The sequence below is a fragment of the Spirosoma gilvum genome (genome assembly GCF_054776815.1).
On sequence record NZ_BAAHBH010000004.1, the window covers coordinates 297,219 to 323,189 of the forward strand.

General features: G+C 48.7%; 23 protein-coding genes. 16 read left to right on the forward strand and 7 right to left on the reverse strand.

The annotated features are described in order from the left end of the window. Positions 1–464: 464 nt before the first annotated feature. Positions 465–674: a hypothetical protein gene (locus tag ACYVFD_RS12670; RefSeq protein ID WP_461090459.1), complete on the reverse strand. Its 210-nt coding sequence runs from the start codon at positions 672–674 to the stop codon at positions 465–467. A gap of 596 nt (positions 675–1,270) precedes the next feature. On the opposite strand from ACYVFD_RS12670, the gene ACYVFD_RS12675 reads away from it, so the two are divergent. The 7 genes from ACYVFD_RS12675 (at position 1,271) to ACYVFD_RS12705 (ending at position 9,549) form a co-directional block, all read left to right on the forward strand. Beyond that, positions 1,271–2,977, forward strand: a complete 1,707-nt coding sequence (locus ACYVFD_RS12675; RefSeq protein ID WP_461090460.1) for a PA14 domain-containing protein — start codon at positions 1,271–1,273, stop codon at positions 2,975–2,977. A 106-nt stretch (positions 2,978–3,083) separates the two neighbouring features. Next, on the forward strand, positions 3,084–3,425 hold the full coding sequence (locus ACYVFD_RS12680; protein WP_461090817.1) for a tRNA-binding protein: 342 nt from the start codon (positions 3,084–3,086) through the stop codon (positions 3,423–3,425). Positions 3,426–3,508: 83 nt separating this feature from the next. Next, a complete protein-coding gene (locus ACYVFD_RS12685) occupies positions 3,509–3,790 on the forward strand; it encodes a GIY-YIG nuclease family protein (protein ID WP_461090461.1) in 282 nt (93 codons plus the stop codon). 70 nt (positions 3,791–3,860) lie between these two features. Next, positions 3,861–5,885: a plastocyanin/azurin family copper-binding protein gene (locus ACYVFD_RS12690; RefSeq protein WP_461090462.1), complete on the forward strand. Its 2,025-nt coding sequence runs from the start codon at positions 3,861–3,863 to the stop codon at positions 5,883–5,885. Between the two features lie 149 nt (positions 5,886–6,034). Next, positions 6,035–6,568: a hypothetical protein gene (locus tag ACYVFD_RS12695; protein WP_461090463.1), complete on the forward strand. Its 534-nt coding sequence runs from the start codon at positions 6,035–6,037 to the stop codon at positions 6,566–6,568. Positions 6,569–6,724: 156 nt separating this feature from the next. After that, a complete protein-coding gene (locus tag ACYVFD_RS12700) occupies positions 6,725–8,128 on the forward strand; it encodes a M28 family metallopeptidase (RefSeq protein WP_461090464.1) in 1,404 nt (467 codons plus the stop codon). 140 nt (positions 8,129–8,268) lie between these two features. Further along, entirely contained in the window at positions 8,269–9,549 is a 1,281-nt protein-coding gene (locus ACYVFD_RS12705; RefSeq protein WP_461090465.1) for an aminotransferase class V-fold PLP-dependent enzyme, read from the forward strand. A gap of 24 nt (positions 9,550–9,573) precedes the next feature. On the opposite strand, the gene ACYVFD_RS12710 is transcribed toward ACYVFD_RS12705, so the two are convergent. Continuing rightward, positions 9,574–10,866: a caspase family protein gene (locus ACYVFD_RS12710; protein WP_461090466.1), complete on the reverse strand. Its 1,293-nt coding sequence runs from the start codon at positions 10,864–10,866 to the stop codon at positions 9,574–9,576. A gap of 267 nt (positions 10,867–11,133) precedes the next feature. Between ACYVFD_RS12710 and ACYVFD_RS12715 the strand changes: the two genes are divergently transcribed. The 3 genes from ACYVFD_RS12715 (at position 11,134) to ACYVFD_RS12725 (ending at position 14,360) form a co-directional block, all read left to right on the forward strand. Further along, a complete protein-coding gene (locus tag ACYVFD_RS12715) occupies positions 11,134–13,128 on the forward strand; it encodes a S9 family peptidase (RefSeq protein ID WP_461090467.1) in 1,995 nt (664 codons plus the stop codon). Positions 13,129–13,266: 138 nt separating this feature from the next. Further along, on the forward strand, positions 13,267–13,719 hold the full coding sequence (locus ACYVFD_RS12720; RefSeq protein WP_461090468.1) for a hypothetical protein: 453 nt from the start codon (positions 13,267–13,269) through the stop codon (positions 13,717–13,719). Positions 13,720–13,877: 158 nt separating this feature from the next. Next, positions 13,878–14,360, forward strand: coding sequence for a response regulator (locus tag ACYVFD_RS12725; RefSeq protein WP_461090469.1), 483 nt, complete (start codon positions 13,878–13,880; stop codon positions 14,358–14,360). Positions 14,361–14,379: 19 nt separating this feature from the next. On the opposite strand, the gene ACYVFD_RS12730 is transcribed toward ACYVFD_RS12725, so the two are convergent. Then, entirely contained in the window at positions 14,380–15,195 is an 816-nt protein-coding gene (locus tag ACYVFD_RS12730) for a response regulator transcription factor (protein WP_461090470.1), read from the reverse strand. Positions 15,196–15,515: 320 nt separating this feature from the next. On the opposite strand from ACYVFD_RS12730, the gene ACYVFD_RS12735 reads away from it, so the two are divergent. The 5 genes from ACYVFD_RS12735 (at position 15,516) to ACYVFD_RS12755 (ending at position 19,454) form a co-directional block, all read left to right on the forward strand. Next, positions 15,516–15,668 carry a hypothetical protein gene (locus ACYVFD_RS12735; RefSeq protein WP_461090472.1) on the forward strand — a complete coding sequence of 51 codons (153 nt, stop codon included), beginning with the start codon at positions 15,516–15,518 and terminating at the stop codon, positions 15,666–15,668. A 160-nt stretch (positions 15,669–15,828) separates the two neighbouring features. Continuing rightward, the gene (locus ACYVFD_RS12740; RefSeq protein ID WP_461090474.1) at positions 15,829–16,209 is read left to right on the forward strand and encodes a response regulator; all 381 of its coding nucleotides are present in this window, start codon (positions 15,829–15,831) and stop codon (positions 16,207–16,209) included. Next, positions 16,206–17,252 (forward strand): adenylate/guanylate cyclase domain-containing protein, encoded by a 1,047-nt coding sequence (locus ACYVFD_RS12745; protein ID WP_461090475.1) that lies wholly within the window; start codon positions 16,206–16,208, stop codon positions 17,250–17,252. Before ACYVFD_RS12740 ends, ACYVFD_RS12745 begins: the two co-directional genes overlap by 4 nt. Before the next feature lie 605 nt (positions 17,253–17,857). After that, positions 17,858–18,820, forward strand: coding sequence for an Ig-like domain-containing protein (locus ACYVFD_RS12750; RefSeq protein WP_461090476.1), 963 nt, complete (start codon positions 17,858–17,860; stop codon positions 18,818–18,820). Positions 18,821–18,878: 58 nt separating this feature from the next. After that, entirely contained in the window at positions 18,879–19,454 is a 576-nt protein-coding gene (locus ACYVFD_RS12755; RefSeq protein WP_461090477.1) for a ribonuclease HII, read from the forward strand. 58 nt (positions 19,455–19,512) lie between these two features. On the opposite strand, the gene ACYVFD_RS12760 is transcribed toward ACYVFD_RS12755, so the two are convergent. Next, positions 19,513–20,001, reverse strand: a complete 489-nt coding sequence (locus ACYVFD_RS12760; protein WP_461090478.1) for a nuclear transport factor 2 family protein — start codon at positions 19,999–20,001, stop codon at positions 19,513–19,515. Between the two features lie 119 nt (positions 20,002–20,120). On the opposite strand from ACYVFD_RS12760, the gene ACYVFD_RS12765 reads away from it, so the two are divergent. Next, positions 20,121–21,173, forward strand: a complete 1,053-nt coding sequence (locus tag ACYVFD_RS12765; protein WP_461090480.1) for an AraC family transcriptional regulator — start codon at positions 20,121–20,123, stop codon at positions 21,171–21,173. Between the two features lie 31 nt (positions 21,174–21,204). Here the strand turns inward: ACYVFD_RS12765 and ACYVFD_RS12770 are convergent, their stop codons facing one another. From ACYVFD_RS12770 to ACYVFD_RS12780, 3 genes are all read right to left on the reverse strand, one after another. Next, entirely contained in the window at positions 21,205–23,388 is a 2,184-nt protein-coding gene (locus tag ACYVFD_RS12770; protein WP_461090481.1) for a 3-hydroxyacyl-CoA dehydrogenase NAD-binding domain-containing protein, read from the reverse strand. 131 nt (positions 23,389–23,519) lie between these two features. Then, a complete protein-coding gene (locus tag ACYVFD_RS12775; protein WP_461090482.1) occupies positions 23,520–24,728 on the reverse strand; it encodes an acetyl-CoA C-acetyltransferase in 1,209 nt (402 codons plus the stop codon). A gap of 216 nt (positions 24,729–24,944) precedes the next feature. Continuing rightward, on the reverse strand, positions 24,945–25,946 hold the full coding sequence (locus ACYVFD_RS12780; protein WP_461090483.1) for a hypothetical protein: 1,002 nt from the start codon (positions 25,944–25,946) through the stop codon (positions 24,945–24,947). Positions 25,947–25,971 lie beyond the last annotated feature (25 nt).

Below are 25,971 nucleotides of genomic sequence, written 5' to 3' on the forward strand. Positions count from 1 at the left end.
TAAACGGCCTGCTTATGCAGAAAGTTTGAGCCGTACCCAAAACAGGAAAGACCTTCTTGGATACAGGCTACTCATTAAAATACAAGCAAAAGGTCAGGGTAAATTTGTTATCGGCAGTTGTATAAGCCGCTCATTTCCTGCGTCAATTTAGTTAGCTCTAACTATTTCTGATGGGGGCAAACTTCCGGAATTTCAGTTTACTATTCCTTGGAAGCATTGCTCAGTTAGTGAATCGAACCGTCGTAAAAGTTAACCTGTCGGGAGTTGTTTTAAAAATTATCAGGTTCAGTACGAACGAATTCTGACACCCCGCAGCACGATTAGGTTGACAGCTGGAGCTTCGATCAAAGCACCATTGCGTTTAAACAGGCTTTACTGGATCAGTATGGTGAAAATAACGATGCGGTAAGAGCCATTGACCAGACGCTGTTCAACAAATACACCGGTACGCTCGAATACCGGTTTTACTTTAGCGGAAGTGCACCAAGAGTGAGGTTGATAAGCGAATCTTTAATGACATAAAATTTCTCCTGTGCTATGGCATAGCCGGAGTAGTCGCCTTTCGCTTTCAGAAGATCGGCATAGTATTGGTAAAAATACAGTCTCGAAGCTGTGTACTCCCTATTTTTCAGCTTAGGCTTGTACTGACTGAATACCTGATCTGCTTGCGCCAATCACCTGCTTAGCTATTGTATTTGGCCGTAAACAACGTATTTCCCTCCCGAAGGCCAGTAGAGTCGAAGAGCTCGTTCGAAACACTGGCGCATAATCGTGGTATCGCCCTGCAACGAAATCGCCCGAAAGGTATTGATAAATGACAGGTTCTCCCGGTCATTTGCCCTTAGATACTTCTGTTCACCCCATCAGTAATACGTGTACCCATGCCCGATTACCCGTCTTTTTTACTAGCGGCACATATTCGGCCAGCATTTCGTAACTACGATTGATGTTGGTACGGCCAGTTTTCTGCATCAGGTCGCAGGCGGCCCGGAAAGTTTGTTCGCTAATGGGCTGGCGTTTCAGTCAATTCCACGCTGCCTGCCCTTCCTGATTGGTCCTCGCTGCCACGCCGAACAGCAGGCAGCACACTGCTCCTAGAATCCGTAGCATGGTACTTAATGAGGATATGGGTTGACTGTCAGGCAGCTAATCAAATGTAACGAGAATTTCGACGTAAAAACGACTGCATTTAGCCAACGTCATCGATAAACCCTCGACTTTACGTAATTTTGATGGGTACAATCGATGCCTTTACATCTTTTGCTCTTGTATGCATACATTCTTTCCTTCCGTCGTACGCCGAACAGCCCTACTGCTACTTATCTGTTTGTCGTCGAAATCGCTTCAGGCTCAGAGTGATTTACCGCCTGTATCCCTTGCTCAACTCGCCCGACCCAATAGCTGGCAACTCGTTGGCTCTGTATCGCCCACGGCCGATGCTTCGTCAATGCGTACCCAATCCGGCAGCAATGTACTGGTAGGCTCAAACGAACCGCTCACCTTATTGACACCCACCGACGATTTCCGGCTACGCTTCGAGGTCATGCTCTCGGCCGGGGCCGATGCCGTATTGACGCTGCCAACGGGTCAACAGATCAGCTTTGCCAATTCGCGTGAATCGGCACGGTTAGTTAAAGCGCCGGGCTTATGGCAAACCATCGATGTCTGGTATAAAACCAAAGGGCCCAAAAGCTCCTCAACGCTGGAGAAACTAGCTCTGAATGGCGTTACCGTTCGCGAAAGCCAGACCCTGGCCAATAATAAACTAGGCCCACTGACGGTAATGACACGAAAAGGGACAATAGCCCTGCGCAAGGTGGGTTACCGGGTTATGTCGCCCCGAATGGTAGCCCAGTGGAGCAGCCCGCTGAGTTATACCATTGTTGAGGGTGGGTATATTCAGAACCCACAGGATGCCATGCGCCGAAAAGTACTAAAGCAAGATACAACCAGCCAGCTCACTTACGAAGTGTCCTATGGCCAGTCTCGCCAGTACACCATCTTTTTTGCCGGTAAGCTGAACGCGCTACAAACGGGCGATTACCAGTTTGATCTGAACCAGGGTGGTCTGGCTGCTCTCTGGATCGACGGCAAAGAAGTTATCCCCATCAATCACCTGGAGTTGGGTATGCCCAATCCTGGCACGGTTTCGCTAACGGCTGGTCCACACGACGTGAAGGTTTACTTCTCCCGCTCCTGGTTCCGGCCGGGTTTGGGGCTGTTCGTTTCGCAGGCCGGTACACGTCCGCAACCTCTTCATGCTCAGTCGTCATTACCCGAACCTGACCCCGTCGCTGTTGTCAGCATCAACCCCGACTATAGCGACCCTATGAATCAAGTGCAGCGGATACGGTCGTTTGTGCAGATGCCGGGCGAGAAAACCAAGCGTACCCACAGCCTGTCGGTTGGTTCGCCAACGGGTATCCACTACACTATTGACCTGAATCAGATGGCGCTGTTGCAGGTCTGGAAAGGTGATTTTGCCAATACAACCGAAATGTGGTATGAGCGCGGTGAGCCCCAGTTGCTAAGTCCATTGGGAGCCGTAGTTCATCTGCCCGGCCAAACACCCTTGATGGTACTCACGAACGACTCGGCTACCTGGCCCGACAGCGTCAGTGAAAATACGTTACAATACAAAGGTCTTACCATCGATAAACAGGGCAAACCCACGCTTCAGTACATGCTGGCTGGTGCAATTGTTACCGATGATCTTCGCCCGGAAGGCGATGCGCTGGTTCGAACGTTAACCCTTATAGGCTCGCCAAACGGAACACCGTATTGCCGGGTAGCGGCTGGCACATCCGTCGAAGAGGTCGGTAAAGGGCTGTACGCTATCAACGATCGCAGCTACTACGTCCGATTCGACCCTAAAGCCAAAGTTAAGCTGCGTCAAAGCAATGGCAAGCAGGAACTACTGTTGCCGGTCGAGTTGAAAAATGGCGCAGGTTCGGTGCAATATTCGATTGTATTCTAAATAACTCTGTGAATCTCCGTGTTGACTCTGTGTATCTCTGTGGAATAATAAATTGTAGCACAGAGATACACAGAGTCAACACGGAGATTCACAGAGCTAATTTATGATGAGTAATAACGATTTAGCCTGGCAGGACTTCGAGAAAGTGGTAATTCGTACGGCTACCGTTGTAGCTGTCGAAGCGTTTCCACAGGCCCGAAAACCTGCTTACAAACTAACCCTTGATTTTGGTGAGTTTGGGATGAAGCGTACGTCGGCCCAATTGACCAAGCTCTATCAGGCAGATGAACTGATCGGTAAACAGGTCGTAGCTGTCGTCAATTTTCCACCGAAGCAGATTGCTACATTTATGAGTGAATGTCTGGTACTGGGAGCCGTTGCCGATGATGGCACAGTAACCCTGCTCCAGACTGAACGCCCAACCCAAAATGGTTTACGAATTGCCTGATTTTTTTGTCATTCCGACCAACGGGAGGAATCTCAAGTTACCTAATAAGTAGTGTCTCTTTTATGAAGAAGTTAAACTAGTATGTGTATATCACAACTAACGACACTTGTAACGTACTCTACATTGGAATGACTAATGACCTAATTAGACGAATGCAGGAACACTTTGAGAATAAAGGCAAACCAGAAACGTTCGCAGGAAAATATTGCTGCTACAATTTGGTCTACTGGGAACCTCATCAATATGTATTAAATGCTATTGACCGCGAAAAAGAGATTAAAAAATGGAGACGAGAAAAGAAAGAGGCTCTTATTCGAGAATTCAACCCCGAAATGAGATTCCTGAACAAAGAAATTATGGGCTAAATACCCACAATCACTTGATTAATCTATGATGCTTGAGATTCCTCCTATCGTCGGAATGACAATCGTAAACATGAAAAAATTACTTTATTTAATCATCACTCTTTCACTCTTTCACTCTTTCACCTTTGCTCAACGTCCGGCGAGTGAAGAGGATTATTACCGGATTGTCACTTTACCCATTCCCGAAGACATTAAGCTGGAAGTTGGGGGACTGGCTCCGCTGCCCGACGGTCGACTGGCAGTTTGTACACGTCGGGGTGATGTCTGGATTATCAGCAACCCATATATGCAGGGAAGCCGCGTGCCTACTTACAAAAAGTTTGCATCGGGGCTGCATGAACCGCTGGGCTTGATGTGGCATCCTAAAGGTTATTTCCTGTGTACCCAACGGGGCGAAGTGACCAAGCTGGTCGACAAAGACGGTGATGACGTAGCCGACGAATACAGTTCATTTTATAAGTGGCCCCTTTCGGGAAACTACCACGAGTATAGCTATGGCCCGGTTCTGCTGCCTGATGGCGAAATGATCATTACGCTCAACCTCGACTGGATTGGCTATGGAGCTAGTCTGGCCAAATGGCGCGGCTGGATGCTGAAATTACGGGAAACGGCACCTGGTCAGGTTGAAATGACCCCCTGGGCTACGGGCCTCCGCTCACCAGCCGGATTTGGTGTGTTGACCGACGGCAGCATTTTTTATACCGAAAATCAGGGCGACTGGGTTGGCTCGGGTCGGATGACACATCTGGAAAAAGGCTCATTTGCCGGTAATCCTGCCGGTCTGCGCTGGAGCAGCGAACCGGGTTCCCCTCTGACCCTGAAACCAGAAGATGTGCCTAGCACGGGTAAGCCGATGTTTGAAGTGGCCAAAACCATCAAAAACCTGAAAGTGCCCTCGGTCTGGTTCCCGCATACGCTGATGGGAATTTCAACTTCCGATTTTCGGCAGGATACTACCAAAGGCGCGTTTGGTCCCTTTGAAGGCCAGTTGTTTGTTGGCGATCAGGGTCATAGCAAAATCATGCGGGTGGCGATGGAAAAGGTTGGCGGTGAGTGGCAGGGCGCTTGTTTCCCGTTCCGCGAAGGCTTTTCGTCGGGTATCATTCGCACAACTTGGGGACAAGACGGTTCTCTGTTTGTGGGTATGACGAGCCGGGGTTGGGCCGCAACGGGGAAAGAACCCTATGGCGTTCAACGGCTCGTCTGGACGGGTAAAACTCCTTTTGAGATCAAAACCATTACCTCAAAACCCGATGGCTTCGAGGTGTCGTTCACGCTCCCCGTCGATCGTAAAACTGCCGAGGATCCTGAAAGCTACAGCCTGAACAGTTTCACCTATCGGTACCATCGAACCTACGGCAGCCCAATTGAAGATGCCCGTCCGGTACCCATCCGGGGCGTTGTAGTCGCTCCCGACGGGCTTAGCGCCCGCATCGTGGCCGATACAGCCTTGCGTGAAGGCTATATACATGAAGTGAAGGCCGAAGGTATTCGCTCATCTTCAGGTAATGCCCCCTTACTGCATTCGGTGGGGTATTACACACTTAACGCCATTGCACCGGGCGAGAAACTGAACCTGCCAGCACGCGCTGTGGCTATGGCCAAACATGAACATGCCGAGATGATGGCAACGGAGAAAAAAGCCGCTACCACAGCCGCTAAAAATGTGAAAGCTGTCAATGCCAAACGGACAGTTACCATGCCTGCTGACTGGACAAACGGCCCCGACCAGACGCTTACTATTGGCACCAAACCGGGTCTTAAATTCGACGTTGAGAAACTGGAAGTGAAAGCCGGTAGCCGCATCAAACTCGTATTCAATAACAACGACGATATGCTGCATAACTGTGTCATTACCAAACCCGGTGCCGCCAATGCGGTTGGCGAAGCGGCTCTACGACTGAACCTGAACGGCCCGAAGATGAACTACGTTCCGAACTCACCCAACGTACTGTATCACACGAACATTCTTCAGCCCGAAACCTCCGAAACCATCTATTTCATGGCACCAACCGAAGCGGGCGATTACCAGTTCGTCTGTTCCTTCCCTGGCCACTACTCTGTGATGCAGGGAACCCTGAAAGTAGTGAAGTAGTGTAGCGCGGACATCCTGTCCGCACTGCTAAAAGAAAATATAGTTAGTTAAGGAAGTATACTATCAATACTCAATGACGCCCATAAACAAGGCGTCATTGTTTTTTAAGCCGTTAACCGCTAAATCGTGTTGTTTTTCGTTCTATCCCTATGCGAAATATTATTTGGCTCATCTTACTTGGTATACTTTCTTTTTCGGCCCAAGCCCAACGTCGACGCGATGACGACACCTCACACTATCGCTCAGTTCCCATACCCGCCCATCTGCTCCCGATTGAGCGGGCCTATGGTTCATCGTCGCTGGGGAGTGTTTACTTCTATGGCGGAAAAAAGCTTTCATCGCCCTATTCGCTGGAAATACCGTTCTATGAACTGAACGATCCGGAAGTGAGCCATCGATTTCAGGCGTTCCGCACCTTAACTACTTTAGGTCGATTGACGGCACTCGTACCGTTGGCGTACATCATTTTAAGCAGCAACAAAAGCAACGGCACCTACTGGACCGTTTACGGGGGTTCTATTGCGGCTACCCTTACGTTCACCATTATTGGAAACGGGCAGATCAACAAAGCCGTGACCCGGTATAATACACTGCTTCGCCAACCTCGGATCGGTATGTCACTTGCCCCTATTCCCCTTACGGGTTTGCGTGCTGTGGGAGCCGGAGCGGCCTGGACGTTTTAAATCGTTTACGATCCACTGTTTCAAGTTCCAGGTTTCAGGTTGGCTGACGCATCAATTCTTTGCGCATCAGCCAACCTGAAGCCTGGAACTTGAAACAGTAAACTCATTTCTTCTGCTTTTTTGCTAGTTTAGCTAGCTCAATCATCAATCAAACTCATGCGCACAACTACCTTAGTGTCCTTCCTCCTTTTTTCATTTTTTATCGCTCCATCAGTCAATGCCCAAACCGCTATCGTTAATCGAGATCAGCAAATTGCCGATCTAGTAGCACAGATTTCAGCCGATAGTTTACGGGCGCACATCAATGGGCTGGTTAGTTTCGGTACGCGTCATACGCTGAGTGTACCTGCCGATGCATCAGCTCAGGTAGGGAAGAAAGGGCTTGGCGCGGCCCGGCAATGGATTCTGGGCAAATTCAATCAATATGCTAAACAGTCGAACGGGCGCATGACCGCTACGCTCGACACATGGACACTCCAGCCCGATGGTCGGCGGGTAGATAAACCGGCTAATATGGGGAATGTAATGGCAACCTTAAAGGGAACCGACCCAAACGACAACCGGATTTTCATTGTACAGGGGCACATGGACAGCCGGGTTACCAATGTCATGAACCGAGAATCGGACGCTCCGGGTGCGAACGACGATGGTTCCGGTACGGCTGCCGTGATCGAACTGTGCCGGGTCATGAGCAAGTCGTCGTTTCCGGCTACGGTTATCTTCGTAACCCTAACCGGTGAAGAGCAGGGTTTATTGGGAGCCGAACACCTCTCGGAACGAGCGCTGAAAGAAAAGTGGAACGTAGAAGCCGTGCTGAACAACGACATTATGGGCAGCAACAACAGCAGCGATACCCGCATTATCGACAACACCCGTCTGCGCGTATTTAGCGAGGGCCTGCCATCGAGCTTACTAAAGGACACAACGGGGCGCATCGGACAGATTCAACGGTTTGGTAATGAGAACGACGGCAAAGCCCGCACACTGGCTCGCTACCTGAAAGAAATTGGCGAGCGCTATGTCGAAAATATGGAAGTTGTAATGGTATATCGTAACGACCGGTACCTACGTGGTGGCGACCACACGCCTTACGTTCAGCGTGGCTTTGCGGCCGTTCGGATTACCGAAATGAACGAGAATTACGAGCACCAGCATCAGGACCTACGCACCGAAAACGGTGTCGAATACGGTGATTATCCAAAGTTTATGGATTTCGAATACCTCCGCAAAAACACGGCTATAAACCTCGCAACGCTGGCCAATCTGGCGAAAGCTCCGGCTGTTCCTCAAAAGGTAACCGTCGATGTTCGGAATCTGACCAATTCGACGGTGCTGTACTGGCAGGCCCCGCAAGCGGCCGGGATTGCGTCCAACAAAGTAAAAGGGTATTATGTACTGATGCGCGAAACGTACTGGCCCTTCTGGCAAAAGAAGTTTTTCACCACCAAACTCGGCATGACGCTTCCCTACTCGAAAGACAATTACTATTTCGCGGTGCAGGCGGTGAGCGAAGATGGCAACGAGAGTTTACCCGTATTGCCAGTACCGAACCTGCGGTAAGCAATAAGTCTGGTTATTAGTCTAGGTATGACCCCGATGGGGTCACAGGTCTATAGACATCACGGTTTCTATAAACATGTGACCCCATCGGGGTCATACTGAATTATTAAACTGCTCCTTAATAAACCCATTCCGCTCTCATGCCTAAGCTCTCCAAACGTCAGTTTCTAAAATCTCTTACCGGAGCTACAACCTTATTGACTGGTGAATGGGCGGCAGTGGGCGAAACCCTGGCAGGCTCAACTCATGTAGCACCCGAAACAGTAGCAAGTGACGAAGATTTCTGGGCGAAGATCCGGGCGGCTTACCCTGTCACCAAAGACTTTATCCAGCTTGAAAACGGCTACTATTCGCTGGCCGCCCAGCCCGTTCTCGACAGTTACCTGAAGCATATTCAACAAATCAACTCGGTATCGTCATACTATATGCGAACGCGTCAGTTCGACGATAAACGGGAATCGCAAACGCAACTGGCCAATCTACTGGGCTGTACCGCCGACGAATTGATCATTACCCGAAATACGACTGAGTCGCTGGATACCGTCATTGCGGGTTTGACCTGGAAAGTCGGGGATGAAGTGGTGATGGCCCAACAGGATTACGGCGCTATGCTCGATATGTTCAAACTTCAGGCACGTCGACATGGCATCGTAAACCGGATAATCTCGATTCCGGCCCACCCAAAATCCGACGAAGAGATTGTGCAGGTGTATGAAAAAGCCATTACACCGAAAACTCGATTGCTGATGGTTTGCCACATGGTCAACATTACGGGGCATATTCTACCGATCCGAAAAATTACCGAGATGGCCCACCGACATGGCGTGGAAGTGATGGTCGATGGAGCCCATGCGTTTGCCCAGTTGACTTTCAAAATCGGCGATCTGGGCGGTTGCGATTATTACGCCAGTAGTCTGCACAAGTGGCTGGGTACTCCGCTGGGCGCAGGTATTTTGTACGTCCGTAAAGATAAGATCAAAGGAATCTGGCCGATGTTTGCGGATAGCAGTTTTGCCGACGAAGACATTCGGAAGCTCAATCACACGGGCACACATCCGGTAGCCACCGACTTAGCCATTCAGGATGCCATTCGCTTTCACCAAAGCATTGGCCCTGAGCGAAAAGAGGCCCGACTAGGCTATTTACAACGTTACTGGACCGATCAGGTACGCCAGCATCCGGGTATTGTGCTGAACACGCCCGACGATCCAGCCCGGTCCTGCGCCATTGCCAATGTAGGCATTGCCAAACTGGCTCCTGCCGATCTGGCTAAAACCTTACTCAGCAAATACCGGATTTTTACCGTCGCCATCGATAGCCCCGCTGCCAGCGTACGAGGTGTTCGGGTGACGCCACACGTTTACACGACTACAGCTGAGCTGGATACGTTTGTAACAGCCTTAAAGGAACTGGCTGGCTAAATAGCTATTCATTTGTAGGCTGTTTCACTTAATATCCATCCAGTAAACAGGTGTTTGGAGGATAGATACAGCCACTTTGGCGTTCACTGTGTCGTCAACGGTTTGCTGTTTGGCTTTATCCATGATTGTTTTCCAGCTAGCTGGCCCGCTATGATCGACAGCCACTTCACTCAAAAAAGCGCCTAAGAAGTTGGCTCGCCAGACCCCTCCGACCAGTTGATAATACCAAGAACTCTGATTCCGCGCAGCGGTGGCCACAATACCGCTTCCGTGCTGGCAAAACAACCCTTTTAAAGCCCCTACGTTGAATACATTTCCAGCCGATGGCAGCGAACCCCGGTCGGGTCGTAAGGGTGTATTCTTGTTAATATCTTCGTTGCAACATTCACCAATGACCAGCGTAAGTCGACTCCCTTTTTTAATCAATGGCTGATAGATGTCGTAATTCAGATTCAGGGTATTATCATCAATACTCGCATACATACTGGGTCGTAAAATCAGTTGCGGGTAATCAGTTACACTATTTGAATAGCGGAAACCATGGCCTGAGTAATAAAAGATGACGACATCATTAGCCATCGGCCTTACCTCCTGAACGGCATTCTGTACGCTAAGTTTGCCAAATTTATCGCCGGTCACTTCAATTGGACGAAACTGCATACCGCATGATAGAGCTACGTCCTTGAAAAATGCATACAGCGTCGTATGGTTGTTCTGAAAACTCGGCCCGAGCGTATAATCGTTCGTATTCGAAACCAGAATCAGGTGTAGGGTCGATGCGTCCAGATTACATACCGTCGATGTATTTTCTTTCCATCGCCAGCACCATTTTGCCAGATAGGAGTCGGTCACGTCGGCCTGGCTTAGCGACCTGAACGAAACCACTTTGGCAATAGCTCCTCCAGCATCGTCTATATCAACGGGCTTATAATCCGTTTCACCGAGTGCTTTTTTAAAATAGAATGAGTCGGGTTGATAATCACCGCCCGTTGGATTGCCGCAAATAGTAACATATCGCGGGTTAAGGCCTGTCAGTCGCCAGTTGAATTTGCCGTCGGTACCTACCCAGTATTGACTTTTCACCTTCTGTTCAACAACCGGCTTACCCGAACTGGTTTGATAGGTGCAACGAATAACGTTATCGGGCGAATTGTCGGAATAGTAAAACAACAGCGCTTCGTAGAAAAAGCCCTTTTGCCATTGACCACTCTTATCTTTTACGTAAAACTGGTAGCTCAGTTCATACATCTTCTGGGCTGTACAAACCCGGATTAGAACGAGCTGCCCCAAAAGCAACCACAAAAGACATCGTTTCATAATCTGTAAATCGCCCCGAGGAAGGCAGGAATTTCTGTGATAGAAACATGATAGTCAGACAGTTTCGAACTTAATGAAAAGTATCGACATCTCCTCGCCTTTGTTTGCAATCGTTTTCCCGAAAATTGTCTACGTTATAGCATCGGGTCTGTATTATTCGTAAAAAAAGGGCATTAACCATCGGGAATCGGTCCGAAGATTTTATCTTCAAAGCTTCATAGATTATACAACTCGAAATACTCTTATAATCCATCAACATACTCAAGCATGATCTTCCGATCGTTACTCTGCTTATCCATGCTAGCCAGCCTTACCGGCACCGCGCAAACACCGGTCAAAAAACGGCCGATCTCTCCTAAAGACATGTACCGACTGCAAACCGTCAGCGATCCGCAGGTGTCGCCCGATGGGAAGTGGATTAGTTACGGACTGGCCACCATCGACACGACCAAGGATAAACGCAATTCCGACTTATGGATGGTCAGTTGGGATGGTAAAGAAACCGTTCAACTCACCAACAGCCCCGATGGAGAATCGAGAGCCCGATTTAGTCCCGATGGTAAGTACCTGTCGTTTGTATCGGCCCGGCAGGGAGCTACTAAAGGCCAAATCTGGCTGATGGACCGGCGGGGTGGTGAAGCGAAAAAATTAACCGATCTGAAAACCGACCTGGAAGACTACGAATGGTCGCCGGATGGCAAAAAGATCGCCTTTGTACTGCGCGACCCCGACTATGCCGATTCAGCCAAAACCAAAGTTCGGAAACCTTACGTACTGGATCGCTACCACTTTAAAGCCGACATAAAAGGGTATCTGGAACGTAGCCCGGTCCATTTGTACGTCTTCGACCTGGCCACTAAAAAGCTGGATACACTCACGACTGGCGCTTATGATGAAACCTCGCCCGTCTGGTCGCCGGATGGGCAATACCTGGCGTTCGTCAGCAACCGGACCGAAGACCCCGACCGGAATGAGAACACCGATATTTATGTGATCGCGGCTCATAAAGGCGCCACCATGAAGCAATTGACCACCTGGACCGGTACGGACAACAACCCAGCCTGGAGTCCCGATGGCAAACGGATTGCTTACTTACGCTCTACGTCTTCGAGTAACTTCATTATGTACGACCAACCCGTTCTGTGCGTCATTGGCCAGGAAGGGGGCGAACCCAGGCTGTTATCGAAAGCGCTGGATCGCCCGGTTCGAACGCCGGTCTGGGCAAAAGATGGGCAAAGTATTGGTGTTATTGTACAGGACGACCGCCAGGCCTATATTGGTCAGTACACACTGGCCGATGGCAAATTCAGCAAAGTGACCAGTGGCAATCGGGTATTCAGCAACCTCAGCGCCAGCACTGCCGGAAATTGGGTAGCGCTTGTCAGCGAACCACAAATCCCCGGCGAAGTGTACGCCATTGAAGTCGGAAACACCCGCCGACTCACGCATGTACAGGACGCCTTTCTGGAACCGCTCGAACTGGCCACGGTAGAAGGGTTTACGTCGAAAAGCAAGGATGGTGCCCAGGTCTCGAACGTGTTATATCGACCCGCCAACACGCCAGCCGGAAAAAAACTGCCAACTATCTTCTACATTCACGGTGGACCGGTGTCGCAGGATGAGTTTTCCTTCGACCTGACCCGCCAACTCCTATCGGCTGGTGGGTATGCGGTGGTAGCCGTTAATTACCGGGGCAGCAACGGCCGGGGACTGGACTTCACCAAAGCCATTTATGCCGACTGGGGAAATAAGGAAGTGCAGGATATTCTGGGAGCAGCCGATTACCTGGTTGAGAAAGGCATTGCCGACCCTGACCGACTGGGTATTGGTGGCTGGAGTTACGGGGGCATTCTGACAAACTATACGATTGCGACGGATACACGTTTCAAAGCTGCTGCCAGTGGGGCCGGAAGCTCACTGCAACTGACCATGTACGGCATTGATCAGTATACCAATCAATACGAAAACGAATTGGGTGCTCCCTGGAAAAATCCTGAGAAATGGCTGAAGTTGTCGTACCCATTCCTGAAAGCGGATCGAATCAAAACACCAACGCTGTTTATGGCCGGAGAGAAAGACTTTAACGTACCCGCAGCCGGTAGTGAGCAAATGTTTCAGGCACTTCGTTCGTTGGGTATTCCGACGCAGTTGATCATTTATCCGGGTCAGTTCCATGGAATCACAGTGCCCAGCTACCAGAAAGATCGGGTTGATCGGTATTTGCAGTGGTTCGATAAGTACCTAAAGCCGAAAAATCTGTAGTTTCCGTATACCTATACAGAGAACCGTGCATCAAAAAGTCTGGTTTGTGCGTATCAATTCATGTTGCATTATTCGTTTTTTTTGTAGTTTACGGTTCCTTGTTCTGTTTTAACTCAGAATCCCTAAAATCAACTGATTATGAAGCGTTACGTTTATCACGTGTATGTGCTCTTCCTGGTGGTGTCCTTCGCGGGCCTAGTTTCCTGTAGTAAAAGCGATCCCGCGCCTGCCTCACCTGTTGTAGGACGCTGGGAATTAAACAGAGGGTTATTAAGTGGTTTCCCAACTTCGGCCACCTCGAATATTAATGGAGCTGGCGTCGATCTCTATTACCTTGAATCCTACGCATCAACCATCGATATTTATTCCGATAATACATTCAATGAAAACTATCGCCAGTTGCAAGTAGTTGATGCCTCTGGTACCTGGGATTTTTCCAACAATACGCTCACGCTGAAATATGACGCGGGCGGTCAGGATACGTATACGTATGCTAAAAATAAAAATATTGAAGAACTGACGATAAGCGCACCGACTCCTTATACCATAGGTACATCGGTGGGTAAAATTCAGATAGTTTACAGGAAATAATTTTCTTTCATCCAGATTGTTGGAAGCCGGTGACTAGTCACCGGCTTTTTTGTTGCTGTCCCATTCCCTCACAATCCTGGGGAATTTTGTTAGCCTTTTTGTTTGACAATGGTTGGATGAGGGAGAACTCTTCCTTGAATTACTCGTTTCCTGAACCCATGTTACCAACTACGTATTACGAACAAATACGCTCTAATTTTAAACAGCCTAAACTACTGATTATTGAAAACAGCGCTCATCATTGGACGCTTATCAGAAAGGCTATGCAGCAGTGCCTGCCCGAAGTAACGCTCGTTCACGTCAATACCCCTGGTCAGGCAGTCGGGTTGCTTCGGGACTGGAGTACACAGGAATGGGAATTGCCGAAGTTGATTTTACAGGATGTGTTTCTGCCTACCCGCGAAGACGGCTGGAATTTGCTACGGCAGATAAAAGCGATGCCTTCTGCCTGCAATCGTATTCCGGTTGTCATTCTGAGTTCATCGAGCCATCCGGCTGATGTCGAGGAAGCTTATCAGCAGGGCATTGCCTCTTACCTTATCAAACCCGTTGACCTGCGAGGCTGGCTAACTTATTTCATGGCCCTGCGGTCTTACTGGTGGGAAACGGCCACCTTACCACCCATTCAATTTTCCGTTTAGTATAGCTCCAGATATAACCTTATCTGGCCATACTTGGCAGGGTGACGATTTGCAGCCAATACTGCAGCATACGCTCAAAGATAGCGTCGATAAAGCCTGTTCCAGGTGGTATTGCCACCACCGAATTGGCTTTATACTGGTATCCATTCACAATAGCCTGATCGGTTGCCGAGGTTAGCAGAATAACGGGAATCCGCCCAAGCGCTTTGTTATTTTTTAGCCGTTGAAGGGTATTTAAACGCTCCATGGTAATGGTTCTGGCGTCGAGCAACAGTAAGGTTGGATGTTCAGTGGATGGCATCTGACCCAATATATCAGGTAAGATGACACTGCTTTGACTGGTCTGGAATAAATAATCAGGCCATTTTTTCTGAATCACATGCTCTACTGAAGAAGCCATTTCCTTATCCTGCGTAATCAGGAAAATAGAACGTGTTGCCTGCGCTCTGGGTTGCGTAGATACCGGTCCATCATCTCCCGCAAGCGCATCCTGAATGGCATCAGAGGCATTAATCGCCAGGGTACGACTCTGCAAAGCCTCGACCACCTGTTGCCACCGACGACGGCTAACCGGAAAGACATCGCCACTATCCAGATGTACTTTACCCGACATTTTCCGATGTGGTGGTTCATAAAGATGCTTGATGTATGCGGGATTAATTAAGGCCGTTTTATGTACCCGTATAAAATCTGGGAGCTTGCCTTCCAGATAGCTGATTGGTTTGGCCAGCAGCTTTTTCTCACCATCCTGAAAACAGATCCAGCTATAGTTATTAGCACCCGAAAGGTAGATGATCCGCTCGGGATACGATAGGGCAGGTTTTATGACACTCATAGAATAATATTACTGGGAAAGCCAATGTTCTACAGAAAGGAAGTCATAAACGTAACCCGGCGATACCAACGAAAGTTATTCCAAGATAATATGAAGAAGTGTTTATATTGAATTAGTGAGCGAATGGTCCTCAGGGGATGATAATGCTTTAAGTAAGTTAGAAGTTAATGTCTGAATATCAATAAATTACTCAATACTACCTCAGCAAACGCTTCGATACGTACGTTTATGCTGAACTTTCCTTCAATACCGAAAAGAGTGGATTGCCCATTGCTTTCTGGCAAAACTCAACGGGTTTATCGGCCGATGTTATCAAGCGCATGTCGATAACCGTTTATTACATCTGGCAACCCGAGTTGCAGATCAAACATGCCCAAACCAAACATATTGTAGGTCTAAGTCTCAATTTCGAACTCAAACCGGGCGCTGGTAACCAGAAGGATAAAAAGCTAAACGTCATTCCAGAGTTTTAGAAGCTGTAGCTTTTTAGTCGCCGGTGGCCCTATTTTCTGTAGACATCCGTTTGGGTGACCCTGGACAACCAGGGCTAAATTTGTTATTATCCAGCCATCATTCCAACTGATTACATTCGTAATACAGCAAAATGCTTATCTTTGGCTAACACCTTAGCTAATGATGAAAATTTTAGTCGTTGATGACGAGATCGACGTAAAAGATCTTTTTGAACAGCGATTTCGGCGCGAAATCCGTAATGGCGAATTTTTGCTGGATTTTGCAAACTCTGGCGAGGAGGCTTTAAGCTATCTGAATGGTCATTCGTCGGAAGTCATTCTGATTTTATCCGATATTAACATGCCGGGGATGAGCGGTTTCGAACTTTTACGACACATTCGGGAAGATTTCAAGACGCCCCCTCCCCCCGTTGTGATGATGATCACGGCCTATGGTGACCCCAATTCACAGCAGGAAGCCATTTCGCTGGGAGCGAATGATTTTCTCACAAAACCGCTTGATTTTGCACTTCTGAAACAAAAACTTCGTGAGTTGGAATGAAGGCTAAAATATTAGTGGTTGACGACGAAACTGATCTTGAGTTACTCATAAAACAGAAATTTCGACGGCAGATTCGGGAAAAACAGTACGAGTTTATATTTGCCCATGACGGTGCCGAAGCCCTCGAAACCCTCGCTCAGGAGCCCGACACAGACATGGTGCTGACGGATATTAACATGCCGGGCATGGATGGTCTGACGTTACTCGTTAAGCTCCACGAAACCAACCCTATGCTAAAAGCCGTCATCGTATCGGCTTACGGCGATATGGATAATATCCGAACGGCCATGAACCGGGGTGCTTTCGACTTTGTAACGAAACCTGTCAATTTTGAGGATCTGGAAGTGACCATGCGAAAGACCATGGACTATGTGGCTCAGATTCGGCAAACACTGCAGGCTATTAAAGAAAATAACATCCTACGGATGTATGTCGATGAATCGGTGCTGACCTTCATGAATCGGCCTGAGTTTGAAACAGCCTTGTCGGCCAGCGAAACCGTAGTAGCTACTGTTCTTTTCATCGACATTTGCGGATTTACAGCTATTTCCGAACGCGAATCGCCCGATACCGTCGTGAAAATGGTGAACAACTATTTTGATGTGATGGTCAAAGAAATCATAGCGCAGTCTGGTCTGGTAGACAAATTCATGGGTGATGCCATTATGGCTGTTTTTCGGGGAGAGTACCATCTTGACCGGGCTATTGAAGCGGCTCTGGCCGTACGAGCGCAGATCGCCAGGATTGAAGAAAACCTGTTAAGCAATCCGGGTTACCACCCTGAAGTGTCCATCGGTATCAACAGTGGCGAAATGGTATCGGGCAATATTGGCTCAACGACCCTCCGTCGGCTAGACTATACGGTTATTGGCGATGCTGTTAACACAGCACAGCGGCTTCAGTCTGTGGCCAAACCGGGCCAAATTGTTATTGTTGAGTCGGCACAGCAGCAAATTGCCGAATCCTTTTCCTGTGAGCGCATCGGCGAAGTAACGCTGAAGAATAAAGCTGAGCCGGTGATCATTTACAATGTACTCGGCTAACGACATCAGCTACCAATTGCCCCTCCATATCCCAGCCAGACCGATTGCATAGGAATACAAAAAGCATGCTAGACTAAAAAATCCTATATAATACAAAGCTATACTATTCAATAACCACACCTATAACTAACTAAAAAACAATCTATTACCAGTAAGAAAGTATTCTAAATAAGCTATCTTTTTACTATTCAATTGGCGGCAAATCTGCTGGCACAATAGTTGCCATTTAAAAACAAACGAAAACAAATAAGGAACTATAGAACAGGTTTCATTACATAGTAAGTTATTCTTCGGCTGTAGTTTTCCTTGTTATCAATGCTTTAGCCAACTCAGTTTCATGTATGTTATGTGTGCGAAATCCACCTTAGGTGGGCCAGCTCAGCAATAAAGGCATATTCCATAAATGTAACTGGAGTTTTTCTAAACTCACATCTGATTGGCAACAGGCCGTTGATTTCAGGTAACCATGAGCCTGTCGTCAACGGCTTGTTGTTTGATTTCGGTCATCTCAACAGCAGCTCAGAAGCTATTCTACACCACCAACTCAATCGTATTTATGTCGTAATGCTTCTGGAGATCGAATCTCCGTAATGTACCAATGTGATATGGACAGAGAACGATCACTCCCTTCACCTGCTTACTTGCGAGGATCACTATTCCGTGTACGCTTATCGATTGTTCTCATCGGGCTAATGCCATTTCTGGCCAATGCAGCGCATACACGGCAGCTTCAGGCCCCAGCCAACCCTGCTGATAGCCTTGCCTTTACCCTGACGACCTGCGCACAAAATTTTAGTGTTTTATCCTCTTTTTCGGCCATCGGATCGGGGCAGATTGATCCGGCCACACTGCAATTACTCACACAACCTCCAACCGGAAAAGTAAGCCTAAATCCAGATGGAACCATTCATTTTCAACGGACTACTTCCGTAGCCGGAACAGCCACGTTTACGATCACGGCGGCTTCAACCATGACGGATTCAATTACGCAGCGTTTTTTAACAACGTCCGGTTTAACCGTCAGCAATAACCTGGCTTGCGAGCCAATTCCACTGGCTACATTCTGTCCGATTGTTGATCGCAACAACATCACCTCTCCTGACCTGACCGATTTTGCCCACCTCGAACAATCAGCGCTTTTGGGGGAAACCACGCTCAAAGCAAACCTTTCTGGAACAGGGCAGCCGGGCGATCTGGTCGGTTTTCTCATTCATAATCCTAGCCTGACATCAACAACCGCGATCCCAACCTATACTATCAATACTTATTTAAGTACCGATCCAACATCTACTGTTCGGGATTCAAAAACATTCACGAACCTGACTGATATTCAGCTACGTCCCGACGGGCTACAGGAGCTAAGCTTTCCAACCACGCAGCCGTTCGATCAGGTAGAGTTGGTCATCACGACTGCCGATGGTGCGCTGCTTGTCAACAACATCTATTACGGTTTCAGTAAACCCGCCACAACCCTCGTCCAGAAAGTCGTAACGATCAGCTTTGGCGTCGATTGTACCTGTGTAGCATCGCCCTGTTTACCCATACAAGTAACGATCATTCGCCGATGATACGTAGTGCTCAGGTAATCGGCTATTTTTGCGGCTAGTTTATCTGAATTGTAATCACTTGTTACGATCTTATTATAACGCCAACGTCATTGAGGCCGGATTAGATGAAGTGGGACGGGGTTGTCTGGCAGGGCCGGTTGTAGCCGCTGCGGTTATTTTACCGAAAGACTATACGCATCCGATCCTGAACGATTCGAAGCAACTGTCACGCTCAAAACGCGAAACCTTACGTACGCATATCGAGCGTGACGCGCTAGCCTGGGCCATCGCGGAGGTATCGCCCGAAGACATAGACCGAATCAATATTCTGAAAGCCAGCTTTTTGGCGATGCATCGCGCTGTTGATGCCCTGAACATACGCCCGGAGCACCTGCTGGTCGATGGAAATCGGTTTGTTCCCTACCCAATGATCCCACACACTTGCCTGGTTAAAGGCGATGCGCACTTTCTGTCGATTGCGGCTGCTTCGGTTTTAGCCAAAACCTACCGGGATGATTTAATGGAAAAGCTAGGCAACGAATTTCCGGCCTATGGCTGGGCACAAAACGTAGGTTACCCAACCTCTATCCACCGCGAAGCCATCCGGCAATTTGGCCTCACGAAACACCATCGAATGAGCTTTCGGCTGGTATAGTTCAAAAGAAATGCGTGACACGGTTTAGAACCGTGTCACGCATTCGCTCCAACTGGGACTATTTCAACCAGAAATTATCTTCCTGCGCAATATCGGCTGAGTATACTTTAGCTTGTACAATTTGTCCATTTTCGACCGTATACACATCGATATTATCCACATCCAAAACCCCACCGTTGGGTTGAACGGCTTTCCAGTGAACCAGGCAGGCTACGCTATTGCCATTCGCCGTCAGTGTCTTTATATCGGTCAACCTGAGGCTATTTCCCGATACCTGAAACATCCCTCCTACCATCTGGAAAACTTCGGCACTTGATTTTTTCAGGCCAGAAAAGCGATTACTCCCCGGTTGGCTCCATTGGATATTAGGGTGAATGAGCGAGGCTAATTTCGCCTGATTGCCCTGCTGAACAGCAGTGAGAAAATCGTGGATAACCTGAATCGATTGCGTTTCCATGGTGATTGTATTAGCGTTTTTTACGTTAATTACCTGGGGGTTTTCGAGCTGGTTCATAGCGAACATAAGGGTGATAATGATTGCGTTCATGGCGTTTTTTTGACAAAATTACCGGACACCCGTCGGCTGGCCTTTACCATCTTCCGCCAACTCATTACCACTTGACGCCAGCAAAAATCCGGGACCGAATCGTTCATTACCTTTACGGTATGCAAGCCTATCAGAAACAGTTAGTGACCAATTTGCTGGCCTACGCCGTCCAGAAAAATATATCGGTGGAGGTTCTTTGTGCCCGTTCAGGAGTTGAACTAGCCCAATTGAAACAGAATGGGACTACTCCGGTAAGTACAGAACAGATTGGTGCGCTTTGGCTGAACGCTACGGATTTAAGTCATGACAACTTATTTGGGCTACACTTTGGCGAGTCACTGCAAATTGCCGCGTTAGGAGTTGTCGGGGAGCTTATTCGGAATAGCCAAACGGTGGGCGAAGGCCTGACACATGCCGTTGCGTTTGTTCATCTAATTACGGATGTCGTCGAAATGAACATAATCCATACCGATCAAACATTTACCATCCAATTGGTACCAAACGCAGTTTACCAGACCAATGCACCGGACGTAACCCGGCAGATGATGGATTTTTTTATGGCCTTTACGCTACACGAACTGGATGGGATGGTTCTCAAGAAAATTCGACCCGTTTCTGCAAAACTTCCGTTCATCGAAGCCGATCAGCCTGAATACGAACGCGTTTTCCGGTGCCAGCATATGGTCAATAGTGCTAGTTATGAGCTATCGTTTGAGCAAGACTATTGGAGCGAGCCCATCCTGACGGCCGATTATGAATTACAGCGTGTGTTTTTGCGGAAAGTGGCTACGCTGGATGAAGCCTTTGGACAGACAAAGAGCATAGCCGAACGGATTACCAATTATTTACTGGCCAATGCGTACCTGGGCATTCCTACGCTCGATGCCATTGCTGCTAATCTGAATGTCAGCAGTCGAAGTTTACAGCGCCGGTTGCAACAAGAAGGAGTAACGTATCAACAACTCGCCGACTCCATTCGCAAATCACTGGCCATTCATTACCTGACCTCAGGACAACATCCCGTCAAAGAAATCTCCTACATTCTGGGCTACAATGAGTTGAGCGCTTTCAATCGGGCCTTCCGTCGCTGGACAGGCACCACACCCGTGAGCTATCAAAATAAGGAGTTAGGACCGGGCCGCCGGTGCGGTGAGAATGCTGGCGCAAATTAATAACTGGCGTCCGCATTCTCTCTGCTCACTCTTAACTCCTAGCCCCCTGCCCCATGCTCCCTGCTCCTTGTTCACGTAGGCGAGTTGTCGGCCGGAAGCGTTCACCGTAGGTATCAGCCAATCTATCAAGCGTTTTTACGAAGGTTTCGAGCCCTACAAAATTGACGAAGGAGAGCGCACCACCGGTATAAGCCGGGAATCCCCAACCTAAAATAGAACCGAGGTCAGCGTCTAACTTTGTGCGTAGAACACCTTCTTCAAAACAACGTACAGCTTCGATAGCCTGACGATAAAGCAGCCGGGTCTTCACTTCATCGAGCGTCGGCTGCACTTCGGCCAGCGGGAATAAATCCTGTAAGCCCGGCCATAATTTCTTGCTGCGGTCGTCGGCATATTCATAAAATCCAGCTTTTGCTTTCTTGCCCAATCGGCCGAGGTTAACGAACTGGTTGGCAATCTGATAGCTGGTATCATCTTCGGGGAGAGCTCCATCCTGAATACCCTGGCCCGAAATTTTGTACACCAGATCCAGCGACACTTCATCGGTTACGGCTAATGGCCCTACCGGCATACCGGCATCTTTGCCCCCATTTTCAATCAGTATTGGATTGACACCTTCTTTGAGCAACTCCATACCTTCGGCTGTGTACGTACTGAAGCAGCGTGACGTATAAAATCCGCGTGAGTCATTGACAACGATTGGGGTTTTACGAATTTTCCGAACATAGTCGATCGCTACCGCCAGCGCGTAGTCAGATGTTTGGCGGCCCATAATGATTTCGACCAGCGCCATTTTATCAACGGGCGAAAAGAAATGAATGCCGATAAAATTCGCTGGTTTCTTCACTGTCCGCGCCAGGCCACTGATGGGTAAGGTAGACGTGTTCGACGCGAATACATTCAGGCCGGTGTCAGCCAGCATAGGCTCGGCTTCCTGCGTTACCTGCGCTTTTAGCTCCCGATTTTCAAATACCGCTTCAATAATCAGGTCGCAGCCTTGCAAATCTTTGGTATCGGCTGTCGGTTTGATCAGGTTAAGCACCCGTTCAACCGTTGCCTGATTTACTTTTCCCCGTTCCAAGCCTTTCTGAAGCAAACTTTGCGAATACGCTTTCCCTTTCTCAGCCGCTTCAATCGATACATCTTTCAGGATGACTTCGATTCCGGCCTGTGCCGACACGTAAGCGATTCCGGCTCCCATCATACCCGCTCCCAGAATCCCCAGCTTTTTTACGTCTGTTTTCGGAATGTCTTTTGGTCGGCTAACTCCTTTATTGGCTTCGTTCAGCCCCAGAAACATCGTCTGGATTAGGTTTTTAGCCACTTTTGAGGTAGCCACCTCGGCAAAATAACGGGATTCAATGACCAGCGCCCGGTCGATGTTTACCTGCAAGCCTTCATACACACAAGCCATTATAGCCAGTGGAGCCGGGTAATTACCCTTTGTTTTATCCATGAGCATGGCCGTTCCAGCACTAAAGGTCTGCGCACCAACCGCACTCTGCACCGTACCACCCGGCACGTTGAAATTATCTTTTCCGACAATCTTCCCGGTTTTTCGATCGATTTCATCCCAGGGTTTTACCGGTTTGGGCCGGGCGGACGTTCCGTTCGCTTCAATCCAGGCCCGTGCCTGTGCCAGCATATCGGCGGGTGTATCGGCAATGGCATCGACCATACCCAGACTTTTCGCTTCCTGAACACCTACTTTTTTGCCTTCCAGAATCAAAGGCAAAGCCGCCTGGATTCCGATCATACGAGGCAGACGTTGTGTGCCACCCGCTCCTGGCAGCAATCCAATCGTTACCTCGACTAAGCCAATTAATGTTTTAGGATTATTTAATGCGATTCGATGGTGACAGGCCAGGCAGATTTCGTATCCACCGCCCAACGCAGTCCCATTGATGGCCGCTACAGTTGGCTTGCCGGATGTTTCGATGCTACGAAATACCCGGTTCAACTCCAACGAAACCTTCTGCATCTCTGCGGGGTCTTTGTCGTTGTTCCTCAGGATCATTTTCAGATCGGCACCGGCTACAAATTCGGGTTTATTGGAGCTGATGATGACGCCTTTGACCGACTCGTCGCTGTAGGCGCGTTGCAGAGAAGCCTCAAATTCGGGTATCGACTCATCATTGAGCACATTCATCGGGCTGGATGTCATTTCCCAAATGATGTGTGCTATAGTATCGTTGACAGAATAGTGAATTGCCATTGCTTAGATAGTATTAGTCAATACGTTATATAGAACCGTACGGGCGGCCCCGACGGATTTTTATGATGATCATGATTCACACAGATCTTTAATAAATCATAATCATCATAAAAATCTGCGTTCTATTATTTTCAGCTTACCCGTTCAAAAATGGTGGCGATACCCATACCTCCACCAATGCAGAGGGTTGTCAAGCCAACCTGCTTGTCGGTACGCTCCAGTTCGTCGAGCAGCGTGGCAGAAAGAATGGCGCCGGTGGCACCTAAGGGATGCCCCAACGCGATGGACCCTCCATTGACGTTTAACTGGCTATGCGAAACTCCAAGCTCATCCATGAATAATAAGGGCACAGCGGCAAAGGCTTCGTTGACCTCAAACAGGTCAATATCACTGATTTGCATCCCAGCTCGTTTGAGCACTTTGCGGGTAGCCGGAACGGGCCCTGTGAGCATAATGGTTGGTTCAGAGCCAACAACGGCGAAGGATTTGATCCGGGCACGTGGCTTTAGCCCCGTTTTTTCGCCAAATTCCTTACTGCCAATCAGCAAACCAGCCGCTCCATCCACAATTTGCGAGGAGTTTCCAGCGTGGTGAACGTGGTTTATTTTGTCGTATTGGGCGTATTTGAGCAATGCAAGCGCATCCAGGCCCATCTGGCCTATTCCTTCAAAAGCAGGTTTGAGTTTGCTTAAGCTCTCAACCGTTGTACCGGGCCGCACACCTTCGTCACGATCAAGTAGGGTCGTCCCCACTACATCTTTAATGGGAATTAACGTTTTCTGAAACCGATTAGCCGCCTGTGCCTCTACGGCTCTTCGGTACGACTCAGCCGCAAAGGTATCCACGTCCTGCCGGGAATAGCCGTATTTTGTAGCAATCAAGTCGGCCGAAATTCCCTGAGGAACAATATTATGCCGGGCTACAATCTGCGGATTCATAAACAAAGCGCCCCCATCGGACCCCATCGGCACCCGTGACATTGACTCCACTCCACCCGCGACAATAGCATCAACCTGGCCTGACATCACATAGGCAGCAGCCATGTTAATCGCTTCCAGACCTGATGAGCAAAATCGATTGAGTTGAACGCCAGCAACTGATTCGGCATAACCTGCCTCAATGGCTCCAGTCCGGGCAATATCGGCCCCCTGTTCGCCAATAGGCGTTACGCAACCCATAATCACGTCATCGACCAACGACGTATCGAGGTCGTTACGGTCCCGAAGTTCGCGCAGAACGGTGGTCAGGAGTTGAATGGGCTGCACGTCATGCAATGAACCGTCGCTTTTGCCCCGCCCTCGCGGTGTGCGAACTGCATCATAAATGAAAGCTTCTGCCATGATTTTGTTGCCTGAATTAGTATGCGAGCATACAAGTTTATCAAGCAAATGTACAGGCAAAAGCAGAATAGGGCAATGGGAATCACGGAGTATTTAGTGAGCCCGTATAATTTGATGTCTCCCTCTATTCCTGTTTTATAGCTATACCAGAACGGGTATAAATCTGGTATAATTTACCAAATCTATACCCGTTCTGGTATAATTTAACTATTTATTTTACTTGTCGAGCACTACTGTCTCACCAATAAGGTAAGCTCCCGACTCGGTAGCCAGATTGAATACTTTTTCAACAGAACGAACAGACGTTTCGAGCCGGACAACTTTGTAGGCGACTACGCCCTGAGCCGTGGCATCATAGCGATATAACACCTCACTTGCCTTTACATCACCCAATGCTTTCCGGCCAGTAGCGGTCAACACGGGATGGTTTGCTGTAGCCTCGAGCAACACGGGGGCGGTAAGTATAGTGCGGGTATCGGCCGTTACTTCCTGAATAGGGGCTAGCCATACACCAGCTAACGCGAATGAGCCGGTATGTACGTCGACGCGGGTAACATGCGTTGGTGTAAGGGTTTTCGTTTGAGCATCGTAGCCCATCACCACATCGTTTACGGCAATGTCCTGAATTGCTTTGGTAGAACCGTCAGCCAGGGACACCGGAGCGCCAGCGGCAAAGCAGAAGTTATATTCTTCTTTCTTCTTACCGCTTCCTTCATCCGATTTACCGGCCCCGCCCGACAACAAGCCAGCCATTTCACGGGAAAGAACAAATGTTAAGGTCGACATCAGGCCCGGTTCTTTTTCACCGACGTATTTTAAGTCATCAATATAGGCATCCCAGGCTTTGCGGTCGGCCGAGGCTCCGGGAATAACAAACGGTTTTACCGCTCCCGACTTCTCGTTTTTATAAATCGCCAGCAATCCCAGTTCTTTGGTGTCTTCGGCCGAGAACACTTTATAGAGGTAAATTTTTCGGGTTATACCATCGCTGTAGGCAAATACATAAGCCGGACGTTCTTCGTATCGGTCGAGGATAAAGCCCCCCGATTTGAAATAGGTATCCTTATCAAGGTTCGCGATTTTAATGCCTTTGATAGCATTCAACTGCTCAACAGTCATGCTGGCAGAAGTCGTTTGCGCCCATACACGCTGACTGATCAACTGCGTGGCGATGGCGCAACAAACGAACAATAAAATAGAGAGCAGGTTGTTTTTCATAGTTTTAGTCTTAGCCAGGTTAACA

What these genes read in the sequence shown, in the direction of transcription:
- ACYVFD_RS12675 (WP_461090460.1), top strand. Translation starts at nt 1,271, where the DNA reads ATGCATACATTCTTTCCTTCCGTCGTACGCCGAACAGCCCTACTGCTA.
- ACYVFD_RS12680 (WP_461090817.1), top strand. Translation starts at nt 3,084, where the DNA reads ATGAGTAATAACGATTTAGCCTGGCAGGACTTCGAGAAAGTGGTAATT.
- ACYVFD_RS12690 (WP_461090462.1), top strand. Translation starts at nt 3,861, where the DNA reads ATGAAAAAATTACTTTATTTAATCATCACTCTTTCACTCTTTCACTCT.
- ACYVFD_RS12695 (WP_461090463.1), top strand. Translation starts at nt 6,035, where the DNA reads ATGCGAAATATTATTTGGCTCATCTTACTTGGTATACTTTCTTTTTCG.
- ACYVFD_RS12700 (WP_461090464.1), top strand. Translation starts at nt 6,725, where the DNA reads ATGCGCACAACTACCTTAGTGTCCTTCCTCCTTTTTTCATTTTTTATC.
- ACYVFD_RS12705 (WP_461090465.1), top strand. Translation starts at nt 8,269, where the DNA reads ATGCCTAAGCTCTCCAAACGTCAGTTTCTAAAATCTCTTACCGGAGCT.
- ACYVFD_RS12710 (WP_461090466.1), bottom strand. Translation starts at nt 10,866, where the DNA reads ATGAAACGATGTCTTTTGTGGTTGCTTTTGGGGCAGCTCGTTCTAATC.
- ACYVFD_RS12715 (WP_461090467.1), top strand. Translation starts at nt 11,134, where the DNA reads ATGATCTTCCGATCGTTACTCTGCTTATCCATGCTAGCCAGCCTTACC.
- ACYVFD_RS12720 (WP_461090468.1), top strand. Translation starts at nt 13,267, where the DNA reads ATGAAGCGTTACGTTTATCACGTGTATGTGCTCTTCCTGGTGGTGTCC.
- ACYVFD_RS12725 (WP_461090469.1), top strand. Translation starts at nt 13,878, where the DNA reads ATGTTACCAACTACGTATTACGAACAAATACGCTCTAATTTTAAACAG.
- ACYVFD_RS12730 (WP_461090470.1), bottom strand. Translation starts at nt 15,195, where the DNA reads ATGAGTGTCATAAAACCTGCCCTATCGTATCCCGAGCGGATCATCTAC.
- ACYVFD_RS12735 (WP_461090472.1), top strand. Translation starts at nt 15,516, where the DNA reads ATGTCGATAACCGTTTATTACATCTGGCAACCCGAGTTGCAGATCAAA.
- ACYVFD_RS12740 (WP_461090474.1), top strand. Translation starts at nt 15,829, where the DNA reads ATGATGAAAATTTTAGTCGTTGATGACGAGATCGACGTAAAAGATCTT.
- ACYVFD_RS12745 (WP_461090475.1), top strand. Translation starts at nt 16,206, where the DNA reads ATGAAGGCTAAAATATTAGTGGTTGACGACGAAACTGATCTTGAGTTA.
- ACYVFD_RS12750 (WP_461090476.1), top strand. Translation starts at nt 17,858, where the DNA reads ATGGACAGAGAACGATCACTCCCTTCACCTGCTTACTTGCGAGGATCA.
- ACYVFD_RS12760 (WP_461090478.1), bottom strand. Translation starts at nt 20,001, where the DNA reads ATGAACGCAATCATTATCACCCTTATGTTCGCTATGAACCAGCTCGAA.
- ACYVFD_RS12765 (WP_461090480.1), top strand. Translation starts at nt 20,121, where the DNA reads ATGCAAGCCTATCAGAAACAGTTAGTGACCAATTTGCTGGCCTACGCC.
- ACYVFD_RS12770 (WP_461090481.1), bottom strand. Translation starts at nt 23,388, where the DNA reads ATGGCAATTCACTATTCTGTCAACGATACTATAGCACACATCATTTGG.
- ACYVFD_RS12775 (WP_461090482.1), bottom strand. Translation starts at nt 24,728, where the DNA reads ATGGCAGAAGCTTTCATTTATGATGCAGTTCGCACACCGCGAGGGCGG.
- ACYVFD_RS12780 (WP_461090483.1), bottom strand. Translation starts at nt 25,946, where the DNA reads ATGAAAAACAACCTGCTCTCTATTTTATTGTTCGTTTGTTGCGCCATC.